Below are 25766 nucleotides of genomic sequence, written 5' to 3'. Positions count from 1 at the left end.
ACCTCTTGTCCTCTTAGCTATCGAATTGAGCTCTGTCAGCAACCAAGTGTCTACTGACAGGATCAGTGTGTGAGGTTATATATCATTGCATAACCAATCATGGTGGGATGAGTCCATCAGAGACGGACGATTTTGACCCAGAAGCTCCTGAAGAACGTGAAATTGGCCGCGAGATGGTTGATCAGAGTACGGGACTCGGATCAGTGATGGCACATCTTTACCGCGGTGAGATGTCTCGCGTGACCATGTGGCGACAGCGTATGGATGAATCCACGAAGTGGGCTGTCACCGTGATCTCCGCGGTTCTCGTGTATGCGTTTTCCAGTAGTGGAACCTCCCCCGCTATCCTGCTCGCTGGAATGGTGGTGACTGTCGTGTTTCTTGTCATCGAAGCGCGGCGCTACCGAGACTACGACGTCTACCGCTCGCGTGCTCGCATGATCGAGGAAAATCTGTTTGCAAACGCGCTCGACCCCACTGCTGGCGTTGAACACTATGATTGGCGTGAAGAGTTGAGCGACGACTACCGCCATCCAAAGCTGAAAATACCCGCCCGAGAGGCTCTCGGACGTCGGTTGCGGCGCATCTATCTGCCACTTCTCGTAGTGCTTCTCGTCGCGTGGGTCTTTCGCATCACGGCACTCTCGTCCAGTCCTGTCATCGAGGCGGCCGCGGTCGGCTCGATTCCTGGCCTCGCAGTCCTTGGTGTTGTTGGAGTGTTCTGCCTTGGGGCGGTCGTACTTACGTTCTGGCCTCAAAACCGGCGGGCCAAAGGCGAGCGCACTGAAACGGATCTTGGCGAATGGAAAGAGAACGACTGATGATAGATTTAGGACGATAGCACCCCACTGCGGCACTGGCAGTATAAGTATGGGCGTAGAACGTGCAAGATACGCGCTTTGTATCTCGCACGCTGTATCTCCCAACTATTGGAGAAGACTCGTGTAAAACTATGGATTGCTCCGATAATCCCTATAATTGCGAACTCAAAGTCGAGTGACGAGCGCTTTCTCGGCTACGCCGTCGAGAGTTGGCGACGTACTGGAATACTCCGACTCACTAGACAACCCGAGAATAGTCAGAAGAGCTTATAAATAAACACCTGATAGATCAGGATGACTATGATGGATGACCTCACTGCATTCCAACGCGATACATTGTATGTGATAGCCAGCATCGAGAACGACTCGTATCCTCACGGGTTGTCGATTAAGGAACTACTGGAAGAGCAGTATTCAACAAAAATCAATCACGGGCGGCTCTATCCCAATCTTGACCAACTCACCGAGATGGGTCTCGTCGAGAAAGGGATGATCGATAAACGAACAAACTCCTATACGCTCACCGAGCGCGGCCACCGCGAACTTGAAGACCGTCGCGAGTGGGAAAACGAGCTTGTTGACGTCGAAACATAGCGTTCCTTAACGACCACTAACGAGCGTATCAAGTACCGAGCATCGAGTATCGAGTATTGCTACAGTTAACCTTTCCACTGTGAACGGCGAGGATTTCCTGCTGTCGCTGGGATAGTAGGGCTCGCAATGCGCTCGTTCTTGCAGACGGAACCGTCCATCCCTAGCACCGAACGAAAATACTGTTGGCTGTGCCAACAGTCGCTATCCCCTTAGATGGTCGAAAGCATCTGGATTCCCATGTGCACCACCGGATCCACTTACCTGGTTGTAGATCCAAACAGCTACTATGCCCGTCTCATCGCTCACTGATCCAGCGCCAGAAGCTGTGCTCAAACTGCTTAGCACGGGCCTCGAGCGCGGCGGAATGCTCACACTCGTCGGAGAGTGTGAGGTCGACTACGACGGACGGGCATCGAGTCATCTCCCGCCTGGTGAGCGCTTGGTAATTCTCAAGCCCGATGGCACGCTGTTGGTTCACCAAGACAGCCAGCGCAAACCGGTCAACTGGCAGCCACCCGGTTCGACGCACAACGCTCGTCTCGACGGCGACAGCCTCATCGTCGAGAGTGTCCGCACCTCACCTCACGAAGAGCTTGAGATCACCTTCAAGACGGTTGCACAGGCTTCACTACTGGAGTTGGATGACACCTCGGGTCTCGCACTCAAAGGCAGTGAAGAGGACCTCCGCCAACGAATTCTTGCCAATCCTGACGTCCTCGAAACTGGATTCAGGGCAATGGCGACCGAACGCGAGACTGTCGCGGGGGCAATCGATATCTACGGTCAGGACGCCGATGGCACTCCCACTGCGATCGAGCTCAAACGCCGCCGAGTGGGTCCGGACGCGGTCGGACAGTTGCATCGGTACGTCGAAGCTCTCGAACGCGAGTTGTACGGCAAATCCGTCAGAGGAATCTTGGTTGCTCCGTCGGTAACCGATCGAGCCGAGCGACTGCTTGCGAGCGAAGATTTGGAATTCGTCTCGTTATCTCCCGAACAGACGGACACGTCTCGACCGACGAATCCCTCCGAGTACGCCGAGAAATAGTAGTACGGAATCTCTTTGTCTCCTTCGACCAAGAGGAACTCATCCTCGTAGACGCTGACCGGTAGCAAGCCACGCCTCGACACTGTCGCCGTTTGAGGGATCGATTTCTTCTTGATTAGGGTTGACCGCAAAGTGGGCTGACCGAATCTCCTCGACTGCCCACCCATCGACAAACGCTGATCGAATCTCGTCGGTACTGATCCGCCGTGGTCCCCACGTCCCGGGTTCTCGGTCACTGAAACACAGAACAACGATATAGCTGCCCGGTGCAACGACGTGGGCGAGTGCTTCGAGATATGTCTGTCGGCTTTCGTCGTCGAAGACGTGAAACAATCCACAGTCGACAACGACATCGAATTCCGCGGTGAGTTCGTTGAGCGTGAGTGCATTCTGGACGGCAAAGCGGACGCGGGCTTCTACGCGACGATTGCGTGCTTTCGCTTGTGCCTGCTCGATTGCCCGTGGGGAGGCGTCGATGCCGAGGACCGAGTATCCCTGCGTTGCAAGGAACAATGCGTTCTCGCCCGTTCCGCAGCCGACGTCAAGGAGTGACTCACCGAACGACCGTGTCTCGAATAACGACCGGAGATCGGGCTGCGGGCGACCGATATCCCATGGAGGCGTTCCGGCGTATGCATCATCAAATCCTCTTTCGTCTCCGTCATCGGGAGAACTCATGGCTGAAACATACTCGATCGAACACAGGCTGAGTATTATATCTCCGGTTGCCGTGGGCTACGCAGTGGCTCGGAACGCGAGACAGAATCCATGATGGTGTTCGCGTTCGAGCTACCTGCAATGATCTTTAACACGGAGGATGGCGACAGCATCCGTATTGAAACGGTAGCAGCAAGCGATTGCGATGAGCCTCGAGAACATCTCGTTTTCGAGGTTGGTATGGCTATTTCAGTCACACCGAGAAGAACAGGAGCAGTCGGGTCTATTTACTCCTACCAGGACGTGGGTTCAAAGCTCCTTGGCTCAGAGGACCAGTTCATCATATTGGCAGAGAGCGGAACAGGGGGCGAAACAGTGCAATGTACCGGGTGTATAATGCACAACAGCACGGAGTTCGAAGCATCGACTATTCACTGAAACGGTCGTTTGCTGCTGGTTCCAGATGAGTAGGCCAATTCCCGCTACTACTGAGATATCGCTCCGAGAGATATCAACGCAAGCGAGCAACGTACGATCTGAGTGGCGGACAACACGTCCACGCTCTCGATTGTGTTCAGAGCAAACTCCCGTGCCGGGTGATGGTTAGGAGTCAGTTTGATATCCGGTGAGCGTCTTCTCAAGAAGTTCAACTGCCATACTTCGGTGGAGGGGGCTGTTGTCGTCCCCGCAATTCGACTCCATCACGCACGCTGGACAGCCGTCCTCGCCTTCACACCCACAGTTGTCGATCATATCGCGGGTATGCGTGGCAATTGTCTCGTAGTTGTTAAAGATCGCCCGGCTGAACCCCAAGCCTCCCCCAACGCCGTCGTAGACGAACCAGACGGGTCCATCGAGTTCTGGATGTCGACGTTGACTGAGACCACCGAGATCGCCTTTATCCAATCGGAGTTCGAGTGGTGCCATCCCAATTGTTCCGTGTTCAGCAGCGTGGAGTCCTCCGAGTAACACTTCTGGATCGACGTCTATCTTCATTTGCTCGTTCAGATCATTCAGTGTTCCTTCAGGGAAAGCCACCCACATGAGTTGGGTTCGCATCTCGATGGGGTCGAGTCCTGTCGAGAGTTGAAGCCCACCACTATCGCGACTGTACTTGATTTTCTTGTAAGCGTAGTAGTCAACGTTGACCGTGGCCTCCCCATAACAGAGGGTGATATCGTCCCCAAGATCATGCGAGTTCTGTTGATCGAGGTCACTGATTGTGATCTCCGAGAGGGTTTGGGTATAGTATTCAGCGTTCGTTCGTTCCAAGAGGACGAACGGGTGAGCCCCTTCCTCGTTTAGCTCGATGATTTCGTATTCGGTTCCCTTGTGCAGGTGGATGGCTCCCTCGTGAAAATCCCGATAGGCTCGAACCTTATCGATGGGCTCCATGTCGATCTCGCCGTTTTTGACGCGAACCTCAAACTGCTCACTCTTTGTCGCATACATCGAGATGTCCATCTGTGGTCTGTGAGGGCCGTTGTATTGGACGCCTGTGTCGAGTCGTCCTACCATCTTTCCAGCACGGCGCCACATTTTGACGGCGCGTTCGAGGCGCTCTTCACCGAACCACTGGCTATCCTCGTGGGTCAGCGGAATTTCCTCAGAGGCACAGAGGAGATGCTGTGCGTAGACAGGGTTATTTGTGGTATCAATGACTGCATCTTCGATGGTATCGCCGAGGATGTATTGTGGGTGATCAAGAATATATTGGTCGATGGAATCGTGGTTCGCGACGAACACACCTAGTGCATCAGAGAGCCCTCGACCTGAGCGACCTACTTGTTGCCAAAACGACTGGCGCGTTCCTGGGTACCCAGTGAGGATTGTCGCATCTACGCTCCCGATATCGATACCGAGTTCGAGAGCGTTGGTCGAAACGATACCATCCAATTTGCCGTTTTTGAGTTTGTCCTCAGCCTGCTGTCGGACATCCTTCCCATGGCCCGCATTGTAGGCTTCGACATTGAGCTCCCCAGTTGGCACGAGGTCCTCGTCGGCATTCCGAACCCGACGTGCGTTGAGTTCAGTCTGCTTGCGTGACCGGGTAAACATCAACGTCTGCAGGTCTCTGTCGGCGAGGTGTGCGAGAACGTCACTGGCTTCCTCGTTGACTGAGCGCTTGATTTCTTCACCGTTGTTGTCGATTTCAGTGGGTGGATCCCAGAAAACGATCTTGCGTTTGCCATGGGGCGAGCCGTCCTCGTCGACGACCTGTACTGCTTTCGCTGTGAGCAATTCAGCGTGCTCTTTTGGATTCCCAATGGTTGCGGACGTGAGCGTTACCTGCGGGTCGACACCGTATCTATCGAGGACACGCCAGAGACGACGAATCACCCACGCGACATGCATCCCCTGAATTCCTGTATAGGAGTGGCTTTCATCGATTGCGATGAGGTCTAAGTGAGAGTAGAATTCTTTCCAGAGAGCATGGTCTGAGAGGTAGACATTGACTCCAGCGAAATTGCTGATAATGACATCCGATTCTTCACGAGCACGTCGGCGCTCGTTTGAGGGGGTATCTCCATCGTAGACGGCTACATCAATGTCCAGCCCTAGGGTAGTGTACAGATCATCGAGCGCTTGTTTTTGATCACGGCTGAGCGCTTTCGTCGGATAAACCAGCAGTGCGGTCGAATCCTTTTGCCGGTAGTGTTGACGGGCGATATGCAATCCGTAGACAAACGTTTTTCCTGAGGACGTTGATGTCGCGACACAGACGTTCTCGCCGGCTTCGAGCAGGGACAGAGCTTCGGCTTGATGAGTGTAAAGGTCGTGCGGGAGTCGGTTGGCGAGCCCGGGTTCGAGCACGTCGGCAGCCGGAACCGTATTAGCATCAGCTGCAGGTTGAGTATGATCGTAGACGACCTGTCCGGAGTAGTGGGGATAGGTTTTTGCAAGCGAGTCCGCGCCAGGTTTTTGGGTGTCACTCATGGTTCTGAAATGGTTGCGGTATGTCTGAAATGTTCGAATGGGAGGGATTCATCCACTGTGTAGGCCCGTTGACCGGCGTATCCACGGTTGCAGTTGAGATCACTAATGCAATTCCTACTGGGAACGGTGAGGAACCCACCAAGCGACCCGGCTAGAGACCGTGTTAGAGACCACCCGTGGTGGTCGTGTTGACCATGTAGTTGGCGACCATCCCACCGACGAGTCAGACGACGAAGTGGCCGTTTCCAGGGAAGAGAGCACTGAGTCATAGAACTGACCCAATGAGAAATCGCATGCTTCCTGCTCGCCAGTCGGTCATATGATCTATGGTCGATCATCGGCTGTGAACTACCTTGCCCTGACGTGTTTTTAGGATTTCAGTAAGCATCTCCAAGCGTTCCTTGGTCAGTAGTTTCTCTGATTGGCTGAGACCGCTTTTCGTTCGTCGCAGCGAGTCGATTCGCCTCATCCATCTTTTCGTAGATGAATGCGAGTGAACGGACATCATCCTCACAGTAGCTCTTGTGACGCTCCCAGTTGAGTTCGTGGTCTGGACTACGTGTCTCTATCCATCGCCGATATGCACGGCCGACAGCGGCTCCTGAGAGGCCCGTATCGTCGTGCTCCCAGCCGAGTGCGTCGGCAACGTGTTCAAGTTTGTTTGTCCGACCGGGGAAAACAGCATTGTCGAGGTCACGAGCCCATCGGAGTGGGTCGCGCTTTGAAGCTCGCTTCCAGGCTTCGAGATACTGCGGGCAGTGTGCGGTGATCTGCTCACGAAGCACAGGGAAATCGAAGTTCCAACCGTTCCACGCGATCAGCGTCCGATCCGATGCGTTCGTCGTGTACCAGAGCATGAAGTCACGAACTGCTTTCCCTGGTTCCTCGGGGTCGGGCTGAATGAATGAAATGTAGTTGCCGTTGATGCCGTCCTGAACCCCAATTAACCATGCAATCGTCGGGTTCAATCCATCTGTCTCGATATCGATGAAGACAGGGTCTTGGCCGGGAAGGGGTGTATCGCTGGTTCGAATGATACGGCCCTCGGTGAAGGCCTGTGCGTTCGAGCGAAGCTTCTCACCGGTCTTCGATCCGATACCCTTGATTTTGGCTAAATCTCTGACGGTCGTGGCGGCGATATCTTCCGTGGTGGTGATCCCTACCGCCTGGAGTCGGTCTTCAGTGGTTGGGCCGACACCATGGATAGCGCGGAGGCCCAGTTTGCCGGGATCAAGCGATTCTGCTTTTGTGTGACCCTCCCTATCGAGTGTAAAACAGGTCAATGGGGGCAACCCAGGCCCTTCTTGAAGACCTATTCCACGGATTCGGAGGCCCTCCCATCTGTGGGCGTAGCCGGCTTCGATCTTCGTCGTGAGGTGTGTGTACGAGCCTTTCTTTTTGGTCGGTGAGAGTGCTGTATGATATTCGGAGAGACCGGTGAGGGTGGTCGAAAGGGAATCGGTATCGATGTTCAGACTCAGGAGTCCACTCACGATGTAGGTTTCCGTATCAGTATTAAGTAACCCGTCTGCCTCAGCGTCGGAGAGAGATCCGATATCAGCAGCGGTGTTTGCGAAAACCACATCGATATCGTTCAATTTCACCGGTCGAAAGTCGTCGGTGAGAGAGGCACCGAACGATTCGAAAACGACGGGAACAGAGTCATCTGTGATATGATCGAAGGCAGCCGTAGTGTAGGAGTGTTCTTGAGGACCGAGGACGGTGAGGGCGTCGGGCGCGAAATAGTTGAGTGCATCTTCGAACTCCGGTGGCGAAAACTGGAGTGCAACCGTGGAGGGGATGACGAGTAGTTTGGCCGTCGAATGAGCGTGAGGCATGTCGATAGTGTGAACGTGAGATCGTTTTTGAGTAGAAACTACTTGAGCGTGGCTCTGGATAAGAATGTTGCTCCTGATGCGAGTTCAGGCAGGCGATACTCTCGACCCTCGTGAAGGCCATCGACTATGAAGAACATGGCCGAAGAACTCGCGGAGATATTGAGCACGTGCATCGTCGACGTCAAGCACGAGGAAAAATAGGCGTGACTGTGCGATAGCTGCCGTTTACGTGGGAGAAAGGCGCGTATCCCCTGCCGTAAACGGCGAGGCTATGCGCCTGTCTTCCGTACAATCGACTCCCAGTACCCGCTCTCGAATCTGTGTGCGACGTCTCTCCCCGACCACCGGACAAGTACAACGCTTTAGTAATACCTGGACGTAATACGGAGTATGGTAAAAACTGTCTCGGCGAAAGTGCCGGATGAGCTCAAAGATGAGATCGACCGAGAGGGAATCAACGTCAGCGAAGTGATTCGGGAAGCCCTTAGCGATGAACTCCGCGACCGTCGTCGGACAGAACTCCAGCGGGATTCGGCGGCGCTCGGCAACCAACTGGCGGGGCGTGTGGACAAAAGCGACGTTGCCACGGCAGTCCGTGAGACCCGCGAGGAGAACTGACGTGGGAGAGCGGTATCTGTTCGACGCGAGTGCACTCGTTGATCTCGTGTTGGGTCTCGGCCCGGAGAGCGTCGATATTGGTGCTGTGTTCGGTGAGCACGTTCTCGATTTGACGATGTACGAGGCCGGTAATGCACTACGGAAAATCCGCTTTGCGAAGGACGCGCTCACTGATGAGGAGTTGGATGAGGCGCTGGATATACTCGGCCGTCTCAACCGCGAGGTGACGTTCGAGCGCGCTACGGAAACCCTGCTCCGTCCGACGATGGACATGGCACGCCAAACAGGAGCGACGTTCTACGATGCGAGTTATATCACCGTCGCTGAAGGCCGTGGGCTAACTCTCGTGACGGAGGACGGGCCACAGCAAGATGCGGCGGACAAAGCCGAAGTCACGGCCGTTCCACTGGCCGAACTCGACTGAGAAATCTGCGTTCGATTCTCACTGGCACGACGCTGCGGCTGTTCGATTCGGCTATCCGCGTCTCTCGTGTTGTATCGAGGTCGAGAAACCGATGACGGTCAGACTCCTAGACAAACATGTCTGGGGGCAGGTACTCCCGCGTTAGCTGAGTTCGGACCGCTGTTATCAGCGTTATAGCCATCCGAGCATCCGCATAATCGTGAGTGCGGTTGCAATCGTGGCGAGCAGTAGCTTCACGAGTCTGAGCCGGCGAGTAGCCCGCGAGATATCGTCCTCACGGGTGTTCTCGCTCGACTCACTGCTCGCCTTCTCGGCGGCAGTGAAACTCCTGAGGCGGCGGACACAGGCGTTGAGAGCGTCGAGAGCGCTCATACAAATGTACAGTCAAATTCTCTCGTAATGAATGCGGGTGGCAGCTTTCCAGAACTGCCAGCAGGGGGGGGGGCTTCGTCTGAGTTGTTCAGGGCAGAAGACGATAGGTCCGCCCACGTCCATCGCCCTCCTTAGTGACGAGGTTGTAGTGAGCGAGTTTCGAGAGATAGTTGCGTACCGTACGGTTGGATCGGGGCTTGTCGACGCGCTCTCTGTAGCGTTCGTAGAGGTCACTCGGGGCGAGTGTCTCGTATTCTTTGACGATCTCATAGAGTGTGCGCTGGTGAGGCGTGAGTTGTTCGATGTTTTTCTGTTTGACTTCAGTTCGTCCTTCCGGAATCGCCTCGTGTATTGTCTCGAAATCGACTGTCTCCGCCTCTTGCTGTTCGGCCCGCCGCGCTGCACTCCGAAGGATGGAGATCGCCACGCGGGCGTCACCCGCGGCGGCGTCGGCGATCAATGCCAACTGTTCGTGGGTGAGTGCATCCTCGGTAAGACCCCATTGCACTCGGTCTTCCAGAATTGATACCAGTTCGTCGAGGTCGTACTTCTCGAAGCGGATGCGTGTCGAACCCCGGAGACGTGAGACGAGGCGGTCGTCGAGAGAGCTGAACAATTCTTCTTCTTGATTAGCAATCAGGATCATTGAGACGCCTCGCATTCGGTAGAGATCATAGAGCACGTCCTCGTCTTGCAACTGATCGACCTCATCTAAGATGACGACGAACGGTGGACCGTCGTACTCATCGAGACGGTCGAGCAATGTATCGGTGGGTGTCGACTGGCGGTGGATGTCATAGGTGGGTCCAGTGGCTTCGACGATGCGATAGAGCGCGCGAAAGCGGTTGTAGTCGCGCCAGCAGTTAACGTACTGGTGGTTGAGATCGATCACGGCCTCCCGAAGCCTGTCGAGAGCAAAGCGTGCGAGACAGGTCTTCCCCGCGCCGGAGGGACCGAACAGGAAGGTGGTCTCAGCAGACTGACCGCGCGTTGCTGGATCAAGTGCCCGCGAGAGGGCATTCATCTCCTGATCACGATGCCCAATCTCCTTCGGGATGAACTCGTCTTGAAGGACGCGGGCATCTTGGATCATGATTTACGGGTGCCTCGCGTAGCAGTATAAATGGCGGCGTCGACTTTCCAGTTCTTCCAGAAACCACACTGTCCGTTCAATTAAACCAATACTCACGTTGGTCCGGTAGCACGCTCGCCATACTCCCCAGCGATCCGTTCGATTTGCTCGCGGTGAGGGCCGTCACCGTCGATAACTCCGTCGGGCTTGACGCGGTAGGTAACGCCGAGACTCTCGACGGTGACGGTTCCTCCATCCATATCGATTTCAGCACTCACCCCACGCTCTGCGAGCGTTTCTTTGAGTGTCACGAGAGCAGCCGACTGTTCGGTTTTAGGTTCCGATTCGATTTAGGAGGCGCTCTCGCTGTCGTCAATAGCTGGTTCCTCCTCTGTACTCCTTGTTTCCTCATCTTCGTCGCTGAGAGAGGGTTCTTCGGCCGTGCGTTCGTTGCTTTGGGCTTCTTGCTCGCCGTTAGTCTCGGATTGTTCGAGACTTCTGAGCCGTGGCGCAGGGAACGAGTAGTGTGAGACACCGGCTTCACCGAGATCGCTAAGTGAGAATGGTGTGTTGCGGTCGTCCCAGTCGGGATCAAATTCGGCAAGCCCGTCGCGATAAACAGCGACAGCAACGGGTGCATCTTCGGGGTAGTCGGGATTGTCCTCGGCGACAGTCGTATCGCGGTAGGCAGTCCACTCGTCGGCGGTTTTGGGGGGACAGTTGACGATGATCGCTGTATTGGGATTCTCACCCTGCTCGCGGTCAACGACTGGTTCGCCAATATCGTACGGGGCGTGATCCATGGCTGTGAGTGGATATCCAGTTGTCTCTTCGAATAACCCTTCTGGCTTTCTCACCGACGAATCTCTTGCTCGAACTTCTCTCTGTGGACTTGGCTGTCGAACGGAGCGACAGGAAGATCGGCCAGTTGACTTATGCAACTGGCCTCTGAGAGACGGGTCGGGGAGATTCCTCCCGCAACGGTGATGCCACGCAGCGGGCCGATCTGGTCTCCGATTTTCTAGGAGCGGGGAGGTGCTCCGACTAGCGCTTCCAAGCTATTTGTAATAAGCTTTGTGTGGAAATAACACTGTCACGCTCAATTCTCGCTCCCATGTCTCGATACGAAGAACGCCACCATACACCAACGGAGAGGAACGTAGCTGTTCGGCGCACTGAATCGGTATGATAACAAACGATCTTGTTTGGTGCGCTCTCGTCCAGTCTTTGATCGCCATCGATGCCAAAAGAGATAGGCTCTATCGGGACGCTCGACCCACCTTATGTAACATATTGGCCTTGGCCTCTTGTCGAATTGTTACACAAGGCAGGATTAGACTCGATGTGTTCTCTGAAGCTGTCACCTCCTGCTCGTGGAGGGTTCCTAGCAAGTGGATCGTGACATATCGCCCTTCGGTAGCGTGCTCGCCGTGGGTTTAGTCATTGGTCGTCTGACCGTTGGCAAGCGTGGTCTGTTACATGGTGGAGTCCGAAAGCGCCGCCCGGGAGTTAGCGCGCGCCCTCGCGCTGCCGACAGATACCGCACAGTCCGCGCGTAGCCGAGCGGGGTGCAACCGGGTCGTCGTATTCAGCGCCGTCCGCGCCGCAAATCGCGCATTGCATCGGTGTTATTCGTCCGGGTAGGCGATACGTCCGGTCCACCGCCGCCGGTCTGGTTCGCTCTCGCCATCAACGCGGAACGACCCCGTCGCGCCACAGCTCCGGGACTCGTAAAATTCCTCCCAGTTGGGGCTGTTTTCGGCTGTCGCGGCTACCATCGCTATCTCGAAGCGCGCGCCGCACGACTGGCACTCGGATTTCTCACCTGCACCCACGGATTCATCTTCGAAGTGTTCGACTGCCTGACCCCAATGGTCGGTCCGTGACCGGGTGCCGTCGGTGTCGCCTGCGTCGGCGGGGGCAACCTGTTGGGTACCGCCGTCGGTGGCAACCTGCTGGTTTGTTTCGGCCGCCGCTGCCGCCGCGCTCGACGCTGACCGCGCGGAACAAACTCAATGAATTACGATTCGAGCGCAAAGTCAAAAAGCGGGATACGGGCGGGCGAACGGTGTTGTGGTACATCCCGGATGAAGACAGCGAGGAGAACGCTAATGTTGATACCGACGCTGACGAGAGAGGAGATGTCGACATGGCCCTCAAGCGTTTGAGCACCGAGCTTGGCGAGGCGATCACGGTCGGTGATATCATCTACGAGGACGGCGACAAACACCCGGCTGATGCGGAGAGCTGAGAGGAGAGCACTGATCCTCAAATATCTCAACGGATAATGAAACCAAGACGGCCACATGACAGCGTTCACGGATCTCGGGACCGTGACGGCGATTGAAACCCCGACCGAAACCCCGACCACGACAGGGGAGTGAGTGAGTTCCGAGAGCAAGCTATCAATGAGAGATTTTTACAAGAAGCTAATGAAGATGAGTATGGAGGATGCACAGGAGATCGCCCGTGACTATGATACCGACGCAGTCGACGAGATGGCGATGCAACTCTTCCAGACACGGGTCCAACACTGGCACATGAAGGCAATGGAAGAGCGCAAGCTCGACGTGCCGAACGATCCCAAGAACATGTACGAATAACAGCTAATGGCTTGGAACTGCCCGGACTGAGGCGAAGAGAACAGCGATGAGAATATCTGGTGTACCGACGTGGAGCCGAGCGTATCTGCCAGTCATGTGGCGAGCCTGTCGCCGAGGACGAACGCCAACTCGCGAACGGTGAGACGATGGACGTCATCGAGTGTCCACACGGCGATACTAAGCATCGATTTCAATCGAGCTGACGGCGAGGTACGATCCGCTATCCGACGGCAGATACGTGCCAGTCGGAATTACTGAGTCCGGAGTGGGAGCTATAGAGGCTGTATACAGCAGACCGGTTACTCGTCAATTTTGCTAAGTGCTATAGAACTGGTCGCTCGACGAGATCACGACGATAACTTGGCGGGCGGGTCTCACAGATCGCGGGCTGTACCGTCTTCCAGTCGTTCGGATGCTGATCGCACGTCCGGCGTCAGGCGGGAGCGCATCGAATGGTGAATAGCGAGACCGAACGAGATCTGCACCGATAGACCGCACCGCCTGCCGCATATGGGACCTCGGTCGGTCTGCGTGCTCATCTCTCCGGTCGGATGGAGATCGTGCTCGTGGGCCAGCCGGGATTAGACTACTACCCCTTGCCAGCCAGCGGGCGTAGCGCTACACTAATCTGCCAGTTGGTTTGTTGCGGCGTCTTACTGCTGGAAAAGCGGTAGAGAACCTCTGATCAGAAGACAGCAGAACCGACGTGATCCTGGCGTGGTGGTGGCAAACTGGCCCCGTTGTGGTCCGGTTCTGTTGCCAGCGTAGAAAGTTGATTATGAGCGTCCCTACACGGTTCACTCCGGTTCTCAGGCAGAACACTCGTAGCACTTTGCTGGTGGTGGACAGTCGGTTTCAAGCTCTCGCTGGTGGACAGTCCAGGGATTCATTTCGCCACCGGACAGTCGGGAGAGAGCACCTTCTGTTGGCATCCATGATGCACAAGTGGCAGGCAGTCCCCGGACAGTCGGCTTCGCTGTGTCGCATGGGGTGACAGTCCGCTTGTGCGTTTCCCTCGGGGTGTTAACTCACTCGTTGTCAGGCGTTGCTGCCGGGTTCTGATACACTGTGTTACGGTACTGCATCAGAGACCAGCTGAGAGTCACTCCAAGTAATGGAATCTTGCAGCATAGCTCGGCCGGCATCCCAGCATGTACGCTCATGGTGGGGCATCCGGCCCTGCCGGTACTGTACTGTTGGTAGCGTCGCTGTTGGTTGTGAGTCGGTGTTGTCGCTCGTGGGTAGCTGCTGTTGGAAGTGTAGATGTCGCCCACACTCGGCTGGCTGGCCGCTCAGTTGGTTCTGCCGGCCGGCTGGCCCGTTGCTGTCAGTGCTGTTGGTAGCGCTTGCTGCGCTGCTTCGCGTAGTCTGACGGAAGCCTCTCGCTCTCAGCGGCCGTCGGTGTCTCAGTAGCCACATTTGCTTGGAAAGCTCGATGTTCTTGCGTGTCTCAGAGGTACTGCATCCGCTCTCTCGGCGGGTTGTGCTTAGTCGTGGCTTCTTCCTCTCCGTGGTGAGTACAACACGCTCTCTACGGCGCTGTGTGCCTCTCTGGACTGGCTTGTGATTTGCCCGGCGCTCTGTCTTCTCCCTTGATGGGACATGGACGCTTCCAGTCCTCTCTTCTCTCATATTCGGGCTGTTGTCCGTGGCCCGTTGTCGCTTTTCTCTCCCGGAGTTCGGGACCAGTACTCAGTATCCGTGACTGTCGGAGGACGGTGGTCGCTACGCGCCGTTGACTGTCCGGCTGTTGGTCTTACTGGCCTGTCCAGTGGTTACTCACTCACAGTGTTGGTCTGCTCGTAGATACTGGACTGTCGGGATGCTCGCTGCTCACACGGTGCTGGTTTACTCCACCGGTTCTGCCTCCTGCTCAGGTAGAAGTCCTGGACTCTGTATCTCGGCCACGATGTCTTACTCAGCGGTCTTCTGTCGGTGTGCTTCGCCGGCTTGATTTCTATATCAGCATGCTGGTGATTTGGATGCCAGTTTTGCTGGTCACTTTGCTTGGATGCCCTCTGTAGTTCCTGCTGGATGCAGTCGGCAGTTCTCGCGCTTCGGTGCTCTTGGTTGCTTGGGTTGCCGCCCTTAGATTGGTTGCTCGGTATGTTTTTGGGTTCCTCTTTGTCGGGTGTTTTGGTGTCGGTGCGGTCTGATAAAGCTATATATCGGAATATTATTATAGCTACGTGAGGAAAATATCGGACCATGGGCGACGCTACTGAACAGGACAGCCCCAGTGAGTTTCCTCCCTCATTCGAGGAGATGCGTGACCACCTCGGAGAAGCACGGCGGAACATCCTGACACTGTTATTCGCTGCTGACAATCGTGCGATGAACACCTCAGAGTTACGGGAGCGGTCAAACGTTCCCAGCGGGAGCATTCGCCACCACACAAGCCGGCTCGAAAATTGGGAATTGATCGAGGAAATTGACCGGGTCTATACGGGGCGTGGAGCACGGGCTATCGTGTGGAAGCTGACTGACCGTGGGGAGGAATTTTGTTCGGATGGGCTGGACGTGTCTGCCTCGTCTCTCGTTCGGCCGGAGGATTTCGAAGAGGTGCAAGAGGAAGTTGCGGAGCTTCGGGACGACGTAGAGAACATCAAAGAAGCAATGGTGCATATCGCAGTTGAGGCCGGCGGTGTTCGGGAAGAAACGGCTCAGGACTGGCTCGATGAATGAATCCTTCTCTGGTCTCTATATCTGATGGAATCTCGCCCATGAAAGCCGCTGATGGCTGATTTCACTTTCAGACCGCATGGATCGGTGCTTTAGTAGTGGCCGTCGATGCAGTGCGTATGAACGAACTCGTTTTTCTGATCGGCCTCGCAATAGGCATCAGTATCGGCGTGCCTGCCCTTGCGAGATTGTGGCAGGTTGATCTGCGCGGCGCGTTCAAGCGCGTTTAGAGCATAATCTTCCGGTCTCGGCGATTCTATAGAGGTTAGCAATAGAACCCAGACTCTAACTTGTGTACTCTCCGACAGCTGTCAGATATCCTGTGCGGGATACAAAGGGTGTATCTCATACTTGGCTTTTGTCTGCATCTATCGCTTCCACTTTAATACTATATCCATCTTGCTAGTGAATTAACCCTGTAAGAGCCGTTTCTTACCGGTCTAGATATTGGAAGCGTATCAGATTCGGTTAGCGTATGTCGGTGGACATTTCGCATTTGTCCACGTCTGAGAGACGCTAAGGGGATATACCACCAATGACTGAATCAACCGACCACAAGAATACTGTCCGCGAGGAATTCACAAAACAAGCTGATGATTACGCAAACAGTTCCTTACTAACTGATCCAGAAAAAAATCGAGAGATTGGTTAACGCAGCAGACCCATCATCTGAAGCGCGGGTTCTTGAGATTGCGACGGGTCCCGGCCATGTCGCGTTCGAATTCGCACAAAAATGTGATGAGGTAGTTGGTATCGACATTACAGAGGCTCCTCTTGAAATTGCTAGAGAAAGAAAACAAGAGCAGAACGTGAAGAACATCTCCTTTGAGAAAGGGGATGCTGAGGATCTTTCGTTTGGTGACAATAGTTTCGATATAGTTGTCTGTCGCCTAGCGTTTCATCACTTCGAAAACCCAGGGACAGTTCTTCAAGAGATGTCGAGAATATGCTGCTCTGAGGGCACAGTTGCAGTTGACGATATTACCGTGAGTGAATTCCCAGGACGTGCATCGTACCAAAACCGTTTTGAGCAACTTCGAGATCCGTCACACGTTCGGGCACTCCCTAGAAGCGAGCTACTTGAGCTGTTCACCGAGTGTAATATCGAAGTTACGTCTGTTGGCTCTGATGTTGTTGTTCAACAGGTGGATGATTGGCTTGATCTAGCACAAACATCAACATCACAGGCAGAGACTGTTCGGGATTTGATTGAAGAAGATGCGAATGACAATCTGAGCGGCACCCGTCCATTTTGGCAGGGTAACGAATTGTACTTCACGCAACAAACTACGGTTGTTGTGGGTCGGCCCTTGAACGAGTTAAAAATCAATAAATAGCCGTATCCTAACTTCCAGATTCGTATTAGTGTTATTCGGTATTTTCGGATCACGGAAACCCACACCAAAGCGATATGCAAGATACGCGCACTATATCTTGCACACCGATTTAAACAAGTCAAGTCGCCAACCTAGGATGTGAGAACTCCGACGACTTCCGCTAACCCATAATCAGATCAGTTGAAGACGCCAGAGAGAGCATCCTCAAGATAATCCCCTTCGTCTTCATGTTGCTCGGAGGTAGATTCGACTGCATCATCGTCTCTGCCTTGTCCGGGCATCTCATCGGTTTCTGAGTTGGTTGATGATCCTTGCTTGCCACCGCTCGGTTCGATGTTTTCACCTTCTGTAACGTCTTCAGTGAGATCAATGAGCGGAATGTTCTTCGCCCCCTCTCGGTAGAGTTTGAGGTCGGCCGGCGTAAGCGTGCTCTCGTTGCCTTCCTCGTCGCGCTCTGGCTCGGGAACCACAATGATGTCCCACTCGATCTTCGTTACGTCCTCCCCGCCGATTTCGTACTCGGGGATGACTGGTGGCTTGATGTTGCGGTTGCCACCGTCAGGATACGCGCTCGCATCAGTAAAGATGTCCGCTGGCGTGTCGAAGCGCGCGTGAACCGTCCCCGCTCGGTCACGCAGGATGTACTGACCAGTCTCCGTGTCGTGGACCCAGACGTTCTCGGCCTCGCCGGGGCGCGTCATTTCCTCGCCGTCGATTCGTAGCGTCGTCGTGCTCGTATAGAATCGCTTCTCGTCGCTTTCCGGGTGGTTACTCCGGCAGCACATCGGCTCGTGCGCTACCGTATTATAGACCTGCTCGGCAACGCTTTCGCGGGCGAAGAACAGGCAGCGATGGCCTCGGTTGTGCGCCTGCACTAGATTCCGAATGGTCTGGGAGGGCTGGGTTGCGCCGGTCGTGTGTTCCGACTCGATATACGCTGTTTTCGTTCCAGCGAGACGGGTTAGCAACTCGTTGGATTCCCGGTAGTCGTTCACTCGGTCGGCGATCTTCGCCGGGTCGTCAATGTCCTCGATCTGAAGAGCATCATCGAGCTTTGCGAGACCGTCGGGCATTTCATCGCCTGTCTGAGCCGGGATATCCATCACGAAGCCGAGTTGCGTGAACGGAATGTAGGCATTCGCCATCGGTGCCCAGTGCTCGGCTTTCCCATCGTTCTCCGACGCGCCAACGTTCATGAATCCGCGGTCGGTAGCTCTGACCTCCATCTGGTCGTCTACCTCACGGTTATCGAGGTATGCATCGGGGACTTCCTGAAGGACGTTGCGCCACGCTCGGCCCGCGTCGTTGATCGTCTCTCCTTCGGGCAGATACCGCTGCAGCCGCTCGACACACTCCTCGACCGCGACGAACCCACCGGGGTCGCCCTGCCGAATACTCTCGTCGAAGACGGCTTTCAGGGCAAGATTTCGCACCTCCTTGTCGTCCATATTCAGCGATGTCGGGCCACCTTCACCCGGTGTGACTGCCCCGCCCTCGTAGAATGCTGATTCTTGCTGCTGTTCCTCTGCTGACTCGATGGGTTCGCCGTAGCGCTCCATCGACTGGAGCTTGAGCGCTTCGACTTCCTCGTCGCTCATACCCGTCTCACCGGTCACACTCTCACGCACTTCTTCAATCGGCTCGAAAGCGTTGACCAGATACGAGTGGGTGTTGTCGTCGGTCGAGGTATGGGTACGGAGGTAGCATTTGTATCGAGGCATCTCCCGAAGTGTCTCCGCCTCAACCGAGTGATGTTCGGCAACGAAATCAGCGTTTTTCGTGCCTGGATTGAACGTGAGGAACGTATCACACTGGTTGCCAACGGTGTTTTTCAGCCGGCCAGGAAGCTGGTTGCCGGGAGCCTGACAGGCCATCACGCAGCGATAGTTGTGGCCGCCCGCTTCTGAGAGAATCGTATGGAGATTGGATTCCTCAGTAGCTATCTTGTCGAATTCGTCACAAACCAGATAGAACGGACTATCGTTATCACAGACACGCTTCGAGGCGTATGTTCGCCGAATGAGTGCTGTGGTGAGCAGTCGGCGCTCGGTTTCGCCTGCTCCTTTAGCGAACCGGAGCACGATGACCTTCCCCTCCTCAACAGCCTCGTGAATCGAAAACGACGGGTCACGTGCGGAAATGAGGTCGCGGATGGCGTCGTTATGAATCCACTCGTCCATCCGGCCGGCGAGCGGTTCGAGGTCCGCATCCTCCTTTTCCTCGAAGCGGTGGGCGGTCTCTCGGATGAACGTAATGCGCTCGTCGTCCATCCAGCGCGAGAACTCAGAGAGCCCAGTCTGCGATGAACACGCGCAGGCAAGATCGAGTAGGCTCACCCCACGGCCGGAGCGTAGCAATCCTCTCGAGACGGTCTTGGTTACGCGCTTCATGAGAGCGCCGAGGTACTTTTCGGAGCCACCGGACTGAGCAACCATCGCGGCGATATCGTCGGCGAGAGCTTCGATCATCGTTGACGCGAACCGCGAGTCAGGGTCATACCCCGGCGGTATCTCCATAAAGTTGAACCGAGGAATGTTCTCGTAGGGTTCATCCTCGGGATTCAGCCCGAGGTCCATCACAATCAGATCGTCTTCATCGCGGTGATCAGGCCATTCTCGAATGAAATCATCCGCGTCATCGCCTTTCGGATCAATGACGAGACCGCCCTCGCCGCGCTCGAATACCTGTGAGCAGAAATGCTCGGTGAGGACTGTTTTCCCGTATCGAGTGCGGCCGGCGATAAACATGTGTGCATCCAAGAATTTTGAAAAGATGCCAGCCTCAGTGCCGTGCTTTGCCCCCCATCCAAAGTAAAACGGGTCGCCCGGATTGCTAGCGTCGAAGATCGTTGTCTGTTTGAGGTGGTCGCTCGCACTGGCGACTCCGTAATCATCGAACGGGAAGCGCGGGGTTTTCGGTGGCACACCGTCGCCGGGTTTCGTGAGCGACCACCGCATCTTGTTCGTGGCAATGTCCTTCGCTTCGGGGATGTTCACGAGACCGGCGACCTCGCCCTGTGCTTTGACGATACCTGTCTCCTCGAATTCTCGTGCGGCCGCGTCAGCGTACTCGTCAGTGAGGTCGCGCTGGTTGATTGGCTGAGGGACAAATGTTTGCTCGCTATTGGCTTCGTAGAAGTTCTCGAACATCCCGGCGGTCTTGGATGCACGCCGTTTCGCTACCTCGGGGTCTTCCGAGAGCGCGAACACACGCAAGCACAGATGCCAGCCTTTCTCGCCCTGCTGCTCCTCGAGAAGATTGGCGATTTTCTTGTCTACCTTCGAGGCAGGATACTCAACTCTCTCCTTGGTGAACGTCATCCGCTCTTTCTTGATAGTCGGCTGTCGGAGGTTGAACGAGAGCTCTTGAAGGGATAGCTCACCAGTGATATTCGGGTCATCTCCGTCAGTAAGCCCATGACCGCCGGACACGCCCTGTCGCCACCCGCGATCTTCGGGTCGAAACATGATTTGGACCACGACATCCGCGTCTGGCGCTACATCATCCTGTGAGTCGACCATCTCCTGCATAATCGCACCGGTCGGGTCGGAACGAAAGCCCGGCAATGAAACATTCTTGATCGGGAAGAGCGTGTATTTGCGAAGCGCGAGTGTTGCGCCTGAGATATAGGCGGATTCTCCGTTGGCACCACTGGATTCGTCGGCAGCAGTGGTTTGTTTGACCGGCAAGAGCGCAGGATTGGCCCGGTCAAATAACGATTCATCGTAGCGCGTCTGCAGCTGCCCCTCGAAGGTTCCGGCGAGCGATTGACTGCCTGGAACGTACTGAAGAGACAGTGATCTTTCGCCGCTCTCGTCGGCGGTGTACCGTATCTCGGCTGCGTGGGCGGGAGAGACGTTGACCGTGCGGCGGCGGAGGCCCTTTCGAGTGGTTTCGACCGTGTGCAGCGATTCCAGGACTTCGATCATCGCTTCGATCCCACCGTTATCACGATGAGGCCGCACGGAGATGGCCTGCTCTACGTCGTTCGGTGGAGCAAGCTCTGCGGCCATTTCTGGTGTGATTTCACTGGCTGCGTAGTCCGCGGCCGAATAGGATTTTCCGAGACCGCCAGTATCGGCACCTCCGGCGTAACTAGTAGGATCACCGATGTCGCTGTCGCTCATCTCACCCATCACCTCCAGCATCGGCTACCCCGCCATCCGATTGGTCGCTGATCAGAGTATTCGCACTCTCGGCAATCGTCTCGGCCCGTGCCTCGCCGATACCTTCGACATTGGTCAGCGCGTTCTGATCGGCTGTCGCCACGTCCTGGACAGTCTTGAGGCCCGCCCTGTGGATTTCATCGGCCCGGTTGTCGCCGACCTGCTGAAGATCCGTGAGCACAGGCTGGTTGTCGGTGCTCTCGGACGTTTGCTCGGCTGCATCGGCGCTCTCATCGCCGTCGGAAACATCCGGAGGTTGTGCTTCCTCGACTGACTGCTCACTGGTCCCGTTGGTTTCAGAACCGTGAGCGTCCTCCGTGTGGACCTTACCAGCATCGGCAGGCATAGACACAGCCGAAGCCTCCAGCGCTTGCTCGGCCCCGTCCTGAATGTAGGTAGCATTCGTCTCGTCGATATCCTCGACTGTTGTGAGTGCGGTCGATTCAGCCGTATAGACCTCTGTGACCGTCTCGAAGCCTGCTTCGCGTAGCACCGTGGCTTTCTCTGCATCCACGATACCGATGTCAGTGACGTCTAGCTGGGATTTTTCGGTAGCCGGATGATCGAAAGCAGAACTAATGCTGCCTCTGAACCGGCTCAGTAGCCCTCGCCGACTCACCTCGGTTTCCCGGTTCGGTTCTTCAACAGCCGCATCTTCTTCCTCACAACTCTCGCTCAAACCGCCGTCACTCGCGGATTCATCAGAACTTGGGTCCTGCTCGCTCTCCGTCTCTGTGTCTAGTCCTTCTCGTGTCCTTGCGTCACTCGTCTCCGCTGATTCGGTAGCGTTGGGCGTCGAAGCAGGAGTGGCAGCCGTCGTGGTTCCCGTGGGCGCCATATCTTTGTCCTCTCGCTCAGATTCAGCGTGTACATCGTACAGAGCAGCATCATCCACCCAGTCCGATCCTTCGTAGGTTTCAGAGTCAGTACCGTTGCCGGCGTCGGGCGCATTGTTGCCGTCAGCGTTGTCGTCATGCGATGCGGCTTCTGTCTGCTCAACGCTTGTTCTGCTATGGTTAGTTGACCCAGAGCGCTCGCCGAGAGTACTCGGGTCCACGGTGAGCAAATCATGGGCCGCGTCCGTATCGGTGGCTCGCCGGGCATCGATACCGCTCTCGTTCGTGCTGTTGCCGACTGGGCCAGTCAGCGTCCCACCGTCCGCGGTCGCCGTTGGAGTGGTTGTAGCCACTGGTGATGACTCCTCATCATCCTCTGCTGGGTCGGGAACAACTGGAACAGCAGTTGCTGGCGGCGTATAACCACTCTCCTCCGGCGGCTCGATACCGCATTGTGCCTCCATGTACGCCGCGAAGTCACCGTCTTCGCGCGGCGTGTACGTACAGATAGCATCCTCGACCGGTGATGCTTCAATATGAAGCGGGAACCAACTTTCAGGCCGGTCGTCAAACTGGATGAGTGCTTGGGAGTAGTCGCCTTCCTTGCCCGGGTGCATCCCCTTCTTGACGTGCTTCACCTGTCTCTCGTTCAGCCCGAACTTCGGTAGGATGTCGTCTTCCTCGTCATCAGTATCGAGACCTCGTGTGCGGAAGAACTGCACCGTCGAACACTGCTCGTAGATCGTCCGGCGTTTGTTCTCGCCATCATCGCCCGTGGTCTGAGCGATGAACTCGCGCGGCGATTGCGAGCAAAACCAGAGGCAAGCATCGTAGCGTGCCCACTCACGGGCAGCTTTCTGCAACCAGTTCACCATCTCCTCGGAGTGAAGCAAGAAGTGCGCCTCGTCGATCAGGAAAATCGTCTCTCCGGACGTGCGCTTGACCTTCTGGTTGACCTGATCGAGCATGAGCCGGAACATGGCCGACTTCTCTGCCGAACTCGAATCCCGAAACTGTCGGAGGTCCAAGTAGGCCATGTCTACGTCATCGTCCATGAGGCCGGTCGCGTCCTCATCGAGCAGATACTCGTATTTCTGGCCCTCCATGAACCCGCCGAGCGCGTCACGCAACTCGGCGATCTTCTCAGCTTTCTTGCCGAGTTCTTTGTCGTGAGTGCCGAGAGTGAGCGAACTCGGCTCGTCCATCACTTTCTCGGACAGTTCGATGAAATCGCGCATGGTCGCGTCCGCATCGGCGAGTGATGAGGGGTCTCGCGGGTCGGCTCCCGCCTCGATCAACGTCCGACGCACGAGTTGTTCAATCGTGTTGTGAAAGATCGACGGGTCGTACCCTTGCGTGCGGACAAGCGCCTTGATGAACTGTACAATGCTGTCGGCCTTCATCGTGAACGGACTCATCTGTCCGCCCGTGTGGCCCGCGTGTTCCGGCGGGGCTTCGGTATGGAACGGGTTGACCGCATCCCGTCCACCGAGCACGATGTGCTTGCCATTCAGCGCCTTCGTCAGTCCATCGAACTCACCCTGCGTGTCGAGGACGATGAGCGTTCGGTCTTTACCCTCGGAATACCAGCGCTGACACGCTTTCTGTGCCGAGTAGGATTTCCCTGACCGAGAGGTCCCGATAGTGATGATGTGCGGAGCGAGACCCCGCTCGAACGGGTTCGCCTTGATGACCTGTCCGTCTTGCTCGTTACGCCCCCATTCGATGCCTTCCTCTTCTTGGATGGTATCGGAACAGGGCGGGAACAGGGCTGCCACGCCGTCGCCGAGCATCCACTGAGTTTTGAGATCGCGCCGGCCGATCTGTGCGAAGGCGTTTCGGCCGGTTGGCGACCCTGACTCGAAGGCCGCATGGTGGAGGTCGCCGGCCATGACGGGATAGCAGTTCGTTGGCGCGGCTTCGAGCATATCGGTAATCTGCTCAGAGCGCACGCGGAGTGCGTCCTGTTTCGCAGCATCTAGCGAGGCGTAGTCGCGGAGCGTGTCTTCGAACTGCTCGATAGCCTGCTTCTGTCCGGCACGAACAGTCACGTAGGCGCTGACGCGCCACGGCTGAACGTTCGTCGTTCGCAGCAGTTCGTACATCTGAGTGTAGATGTCCTGATCGGAATCGACACCGATAGCGGTCACATCGCCCCCACCCTCGGAACGCTGGACGCCTTCGGCACCGATTGATCCCCACTGTTTCGAGAGTTCTTTCATTACGGCGTCTCGGTCCTCTGGTTCGACGTGGATAGACACGTCCAGATCGACTGGAATGTCCGTCTCGGGATTGAGGTCGCCCCCATCCAGTTCAGCGCCGAACAGCGTGTAGATGGGTTTCCAATACAGCGAATCGGGTTCATCCGGCCACTCACTGATCCAGTAGGTACGACAGAGTTGGTCACCGACGCGCACGTAATCGCGGGTCACGTCGTAGATACCGGGAGCGAGCAACCGCTGGGCTGGCGTCTCGTCCTCAGATGATAGTCCCACATGGTCAGCACCGCTCGCTTCGTCGCTGCTGGCAACCCCGTCGAATAGTCCAAACAGGCGCTCGCGGGCCGTTCGGTTGCCCGGAGCACGCATTGTTTCGCCCTCTTGATCGTTGTCTGAGTCTCCGTCTTCACCTTGAGTCACACCGGCAGCGTCCTCGCGCTCATCCCCTGGCATGGGAACGTCACTATCCGGTGTGCTCTGGGTTCGTGCAGGCGGCCAGACGGTCGGTCCGGTATGCTCACGGCGGAAGGCGTGTTCGAGTTCGTCGTCGGGAGCGTGATTCTCGCCGGTCCAATAGTCAAGGAGTATCTGTGCATGTTCGTCCGGCGAGATACGCTCGGCCGAGAGTCCCTCGACGTTACTGATAGCCCCCTCAACATTCGAGAGCCGCGAGAGCAATTCACGCTTAGCAGCCCGACGGCGCTGCCGTTCGGTCACATCCTCCGATGAGTGAAACGGATTCAGCCGAGCGCGTATCGACGGCGAAGGTAGTGAACGGGCGTCGTCATCTGTCGCCTCGACGACAATGTAATGCCGACGGTCGGGTGCGTCCCATGCAGGATCGTCAGTGGTGCTTCGCCACTGCGCGAGTGACCGACAGATCGCGCGCACGTATGTCCACACACGATCCTCAAGGCGCTCACTCCGTGCGGCCTCGTGGTACGATTTCGTGAGCGCGTCCGTATCCGACGTATGCAGCGTGGTCGTGTAAAACCGAAACCCGAAGTTCTTGATCGTCTCGTCGAACTGTCCACCGAGTTGGTTCACGATCTCGTTCGCGTCAAACTCAGTCATTCGGTCGGTTGCCCGCCCGCTGATGTCAGCCAGCCCGACGACACGACCGTCAGTCATCCGGGCTGTCCCGTCATCGTAGATCTCAGCAAGGCCAGCGAGGTCGTGAGCAACCGTCTCGGAATGATTCCATAGCATCGACCGCCGAAGTCGGCGGTAGCGCCGCCAGTTTCGCAAGCGCTCACGCGGTGGCGTATGCCAGTTCGACTTGATGACGACCCAGCCGCCGAGAACGAGTGCTACCGGCGCGAACACCAACACGAACACCCCCGCGAGCAGTGCAGGGCCACTCATGAGCACCGTGAGAACGCCCGCGAGCGCACAGATCCCCGCCGGAAGGAACCCGATAACGAATTTCTTCACGGGATACCCGTTGACCTTCATCGCGGTATCGACGTGGCGCGGGATGATCTGTGCCGGACTCCGATTCGTTTCTTCGTCGTCTGAGTTCTGGATTGCCTTACTCATTGG

21 protein-coding genes and 1 pseudogene are annotated in these 25766 nt (G+C 56.1%); 12 read left to right on the top strand and 10 right to left on the bottom strand.

Annotation, left to right across the window (positions count from 1 at the left end; translation table 11 throughout):
• Positions 1-107 precede the first annotated feature (107 nt).
• The 3 genes from ACP97_RS02110 to nucS all read left to right on the top strand — a co-directional run bounded on the left by ACP97_RS02110 (position 108) and on the right by nucS (position 2463).
• On the top strand, positions 108-821 hold the full coding sequence (locus tag ACP97_RS02110) for a DUF2270 domain-containing protein (RefSeq protein ID WP_049996197.1): 714 nt from the start codon (positions 108-110) through the stop codon (positions 819-821).
• Between the two features lie 303 nt (positions 822-1124).
• Positions 1125-1415, top strand: a complete 291-nt coding sequence (locus tag ACP97_RS02105) for a PadR family transcriptional regulator (protein WP_049996331.1) — start codon at positions 1125-1127, stop codon at positions 1413-1415.
• A 286-nt stretch (positions 1416-1701) separates the two neighbouring features.
• Positions 1702-2463, top strand: coding sequence for an endonuclease NucS (gene nucS, locus ACP97_RS02100; protein ID WP_049996196.1), 762 nt, complete (start codon positions 1702-1704; stop codon positions 2461-2463).
• A gap of 39 nt (positions 2464-2502) precedes the next feature.
• On the opposite strand, the gene ACP97_RS02095 is transcribed toward nucS, so the two are convergent.
• On the bottom strand, positions 2503-3141 hold the full coding sequence (locus ACP97_RS02095; RefSeq protein WP_049996195.1) for an SAM-dependent methyltransferase: 639 nt from the start codon (positions 3139-3141) through the stop codon (positions 2503-2505).
• 90 nt (positions 3142-3231) lie between these two features.
• Here ACP97_RS02095 and ACP97_RS02090 point away from each other — a divergent pair, with 90 nt between their 5' ends.
• On the top strand, positions 3232-3558 hold the full coding sequence (locus ACP97_RS02090) for a hypothetical protein (protein WP_049996194.1): 327 nt from the start codon (positions 3232-3234) through the stop codon (positions 3556-3558).
• Between the two features lie 165 nt (positions 3559-3723).
• Here ACP97_RS02090 and ACP97_RS02085 read toward each other — a convergent pair whose 3' ends face one another.
• Both ACP97_RS02085 and ACP97_RS02080 read right to left on the bottom strand, forming a co-directional pair.
• Positions 3724-6057 (bottom strand): DEAD/DEAH box helicase, encoded by a 2334-nt coding sequence (locus ACP97_RS02085; protein ID WP_049996193.1) that lies wholly within the window; start codon positions 6055-6057, stop codon positions 3724-3726.
• 377 nt (positions 6058-6434) lie between these two features.
• Positions 6435-7895, bottom strand: coding sequence for a ribonuclease H-like domain-containing protein (locus ACP97_RS02080; protein WP_049996192.1), 1461 nt, complete (start codon positions 7893-7895; stop codon positions 6435-6437).
• A 390-nt stretch (positions 7896-8285) separates the two neighbouring features.
• Between ACP97_RS02080 and ACP97_RS02075 the strand changes: the two genes are divergently transcribed.
• From ACP97_RS02075 to ACP97_RS20665, 3 genes and pseudogenes are all read left to right on the top strand, one after another.
• Positions 8286-8513: a ribbon-helix-helix protein, CopG family gene (locus ACP97_RS02075; protein ID WP_049996191.1), complete on the top strand. Its 228-nt coding sequence runs from the start codon at positions 8286-8288 to the stop codon at positions 8511-8513.
• Between the two features lies 1 nt (position 8514).
• Positions 8515-8937 carry a type II toxin-antitoxin system VapC family toxin gene (locus ACP97_RS02070; protein WP_049996190.1) on the top strand — a complete coding sequence of 141 codons (423 nt, stop codon included), beginning with the start codon at positions 8515-8517 and terminating at the stop codon, positions 8935-8937.
• Positions 8938-8953: 16 nt separating this feature from the next.
• Positions 8954-9082, top strand: a pseudogene (locus tag ACP97_RS20665) (ferredoxin); the annotation flags it as partial.
• A 26-nt stretch (positions 9083-9108) separates the two neighbouring features.
• On the opposite strand, the gene ACP97_RS02065 reads toward ACP97_RS20665, so the two are convergent.
• From ACP97_RS02065 to ACP97_RS19615, 5 genes are all read right to left on the bottom strand, one after another.
• Positions 9109-9309, bottom strand: a complete 201-nt coding sequence (locus ACP97_RS02065) for a hypothetical protein (protein ID WP_049996189.1) — start codon at positions 9307-9309, stop codon at positions 9109-9111.
• Positions 9310-9397: 88 nt separating this feature from the next.
• Positions 9398-10402, bottom strand: a complete 1005-nt coding sequence (locus ACP97_RS02060) for a Cdc6/Cdc18 family protein (RefSeq protein ID WP_049996188.1) — start codon at positions 10400-10402, stop codon at positions 9398-9400.
• A 92-nt stretch (positions 10403-10494) separates the two neighbouring features.
• Positions 10495-10692, bottom strand: a complete 198-nt coding sequence (locus tag ACP97_RS02055) for a hypothetical protein (protein WP_049996187.1) — start codon at positions 10690-10692, stop codon at positions 10495-10497.
• 39 nt (positions 10693-10731) lie between these two features.
• Positions 10732-11184, bottom strand: a complete 453-nt coding sequence (locus ACP97_RS02050) for a hypothetical protein (RefSeq protein ID WP_049996186.1) — start codon at positions 11182-11184, stop codon at positions 10732-10734.
• 825 nt (positions 11185-12009) lie between these two features.
• Positions 12010-12159, bottom strand: a complete 150-nt coding sequence (locus ACP97_RS19615; RefSeq protein ID WP_161782610.1) for a hypothetical protein — start codon at positions 12157-12159, stop codon at positions 12010-12012.
• Between the two features lie 290 nt (positions 12160-12449).
• Here ACP97_RS19615 and ACP97_RS02045 point away from each other — a divergent pair, with 290 nt between their 5' ends.
• From ACP97_RS02045 to ACP97_RS18825, 5 genes are all read left to right on the top strand, one after another.
• Entirely contained in the window at positions 12450-12632 is a 183-nt protein-coding gene (locus tag ACP97_RS02045; protein ID WP_049996185.1) for a hypothetical protein, read from the top strand.
• Positions 12633-12825: 193 nt separating this feature from the next.
• A complete protein-coding gene (locus tag ACP97_RS02040) occupies positions 12826-12984 on the top strand; it encodes a hypothetical protein (RefSeq protein WP_237561063.1) in 159 nt (52 codons plus the stop codon).
• Positions 12985-13043: 59 nt separating this feature from the next.
• On the top strand, positions 13044-13187 hold the full coding sequence (locus ACP97_RS19610; RefSeq protein WP_154019904.1) for a hypothetical protein: 144 nt from the start codon (positions 13044-13046) through the stop codon (positions 13185-13187).
• A gap of 2005 nt (positions 13188-15192) precedes the next feature.
• Positions 15193-15669 carry a transcriptional regulator gene (locus tag ACP97_RS02035; RefSeq protein WP_049996183.1) on the top strand — a complete coding sequence of 159 codons (477 nt, stop codon included), beginning with the start codon at positions 15193-15195 and terminating at the stop codon, positions 15667-15669.
• A gap of 641 nt (positions 15670-16310) precedes the next feature.
• Positions 16311-17003, top strand: coding sequence for a class I SAM-dependent methyltransferase (locus ACP97_RS18825; protein WP_161782609.1), 693 nt, complete (start codon positions 16311-16313; stop codon positions 17001-17003).
• 176 nt (positions 17004-17179) lie between these two features.
• On the opposite strand, the gene ACP97_RS02030 is transcribed toward ACP97_RS18825, so the two are convergent.
• Both ACP97_RS02030 and ACP97_RS02025 read right to left on the bottom strand, forming a co-directional pair.
• Positions 17180-21130, bottom strand: coding sequence for a type IV secretory system conjugative DNA transfer family protein (locus ACP97_RS02030; RefSeq protein ID WP_161782608.1), 3951 nt, complete (start codon positions 21128-21130; stop codon positions 17180-17182).
• A gap of 1 nt (position 21131) precedes the next feature.
• The gene (locus ACP97_RS02025) at positions 21132-25763 is read right to left on the bottom strand and encodes a helix-hairpin-helix domain-containing protein (protein ID WP_049996181.1); all 4632 of its coding nucleotides are present in this window, start codon (positions 25761-25763) and stop codon (positions 21132-21134) included.
• Between the last annotated feature and the right edge of the window lie 3 nt (positions 25764-25766).

Origin of the sequence: Halococcus sediminicola (assembly GCF_000755245.1) — an archaeon.
Lineage (GTDB): Archaea > Halobacteriota > Halobacteria > Halobacteriales > Halococcaceae > Halococcus > Halococcus sediminicola.
Note: the sequence above shows the minus strand (reverse complement) of the source record. Positions and strands in the feature narration are given on the sequence as shown.

What these genes read in the sequence shown, in the direction of transcription:
- ACP97_RS02095 (WP_049996195.1), bottom strand. Translation starts at nt 3,141, where the DNA reads ATGAGTTCTCCCGATGACGGAGACGAAAGAGGATTTGATGATGCATAC.
- ACP97_RS02025 (WP_049996181.1), bottom strand. Translation starts at nt 25,763, where the DNA reads ATGAGTAAGGCAATCCAGAACTCAGACGACGAAGAAACGAATCGGAGT.
- ACP97_RS02065 (WP_049996189.1), bottom strand. Translation starts at nt 9,309, where the DNA reads ATGAGCGCTCTCGACGCTCTCAACGCCTGTGTCCGCCGCCTCAGGAGT.
- ACP97_RS02090 (WP_049996194.1), top strand. Translation starts at nt 3,232, where the DNA reads ATGATGGTGTTCGCGTTCGAGCTACCTGCAATGATCTTTAACACGGAG.
- ACP97_RS02050 (WP_049996186.1), bottom strand. Translation starts at nt 11,184, where the DNA reads ATGGATCACGCCCCGTACGATATTGGCGAACCAGTCGTTGACCGCGAG.
- ACP97_RS02075 (WP_049996191.1), top strand. Translation starts at nt 8,286, where the DNA reads ATGGTAAAAACTGTCTCGGCGAAAGTGCCGGATGAGCTCAAAGATGAG.
- ACP97_RS02040 (WP_237561063.1), top strand. Translation starts at nt 12,826, where the DNA reads ATGGAGGATGCACAGGAGATCGCCCGTGACTATGATACCGACGCAGTC.
- ACP97_RS02080 (WP_049996192.1), bottom strand. Translation starts at nt 7,895, where the DNA reads ATGCCTCACGCTCATTCGACGGCCAAACTACTCGTCATCCCCTCCACG.
- ACP97_RS02085 (WP_049996193.1), bottom strand. Translation starts at nt 6,057, where the DNA reads ATGAGTGACACCCAAAAACCTGGCGCGGACTCGCTTGCAAAAACCTAT.
- ACP97_RS02035 (WP_049996183.1), top strand. Translation starts at nt 15,193, where the DNA reads ATGGGCGACGCTACTGAACAGGACAGCCCCAGTGAGTTTCCTCCCTCA.
- ACP97_RS02060 (WP_049996188.1), bottom strand. Translation starts at nt 10,402, where the DNA reads ATGATCCAAGATGCCCGCGTCCTTCAAGACGAGTTCATCCCGAAGGAG.
- ACP97_RS02110 (WP_049996197.1), top strand. Translation starts at nt 108, where the DNA reads ATGAGTCCATCAGAGACGGACGATTTTGACCCAGAAGCTCCTGAAGAA.
- ACP97_RS02105 (WP_049996331.1), top strand. Translation starts at nt 1,125, where the DNA reads ATGGATGACCTCACTGCATTCCAACGCGATACATTGTATGTGATAGCC.
- nucS (WP_049996196.1), top strand. Translation starts at nt 1,702, where the DNA reads ATGCCCGTCTCATCGCTCACTGATCCAGCGCCAGAAGCTGTGCTCAAA.
- ACP97_RS02030 (WP_161782608.1), bottom strand. Translation starts at nt 21,130, where the DNA reads ATGAGCGACAGCGACATCGGTGATCCTACTAGTTACGCCGGAGGTGCC.
- ACP97_RS19615 (WP_161782610.1), bottom strand. Translation starts at nt 12,159, where the DNA reads ATGGTAGCCGCGACAGCCGAAAACAGCCCCAACTGGGAGGAATTTTAC.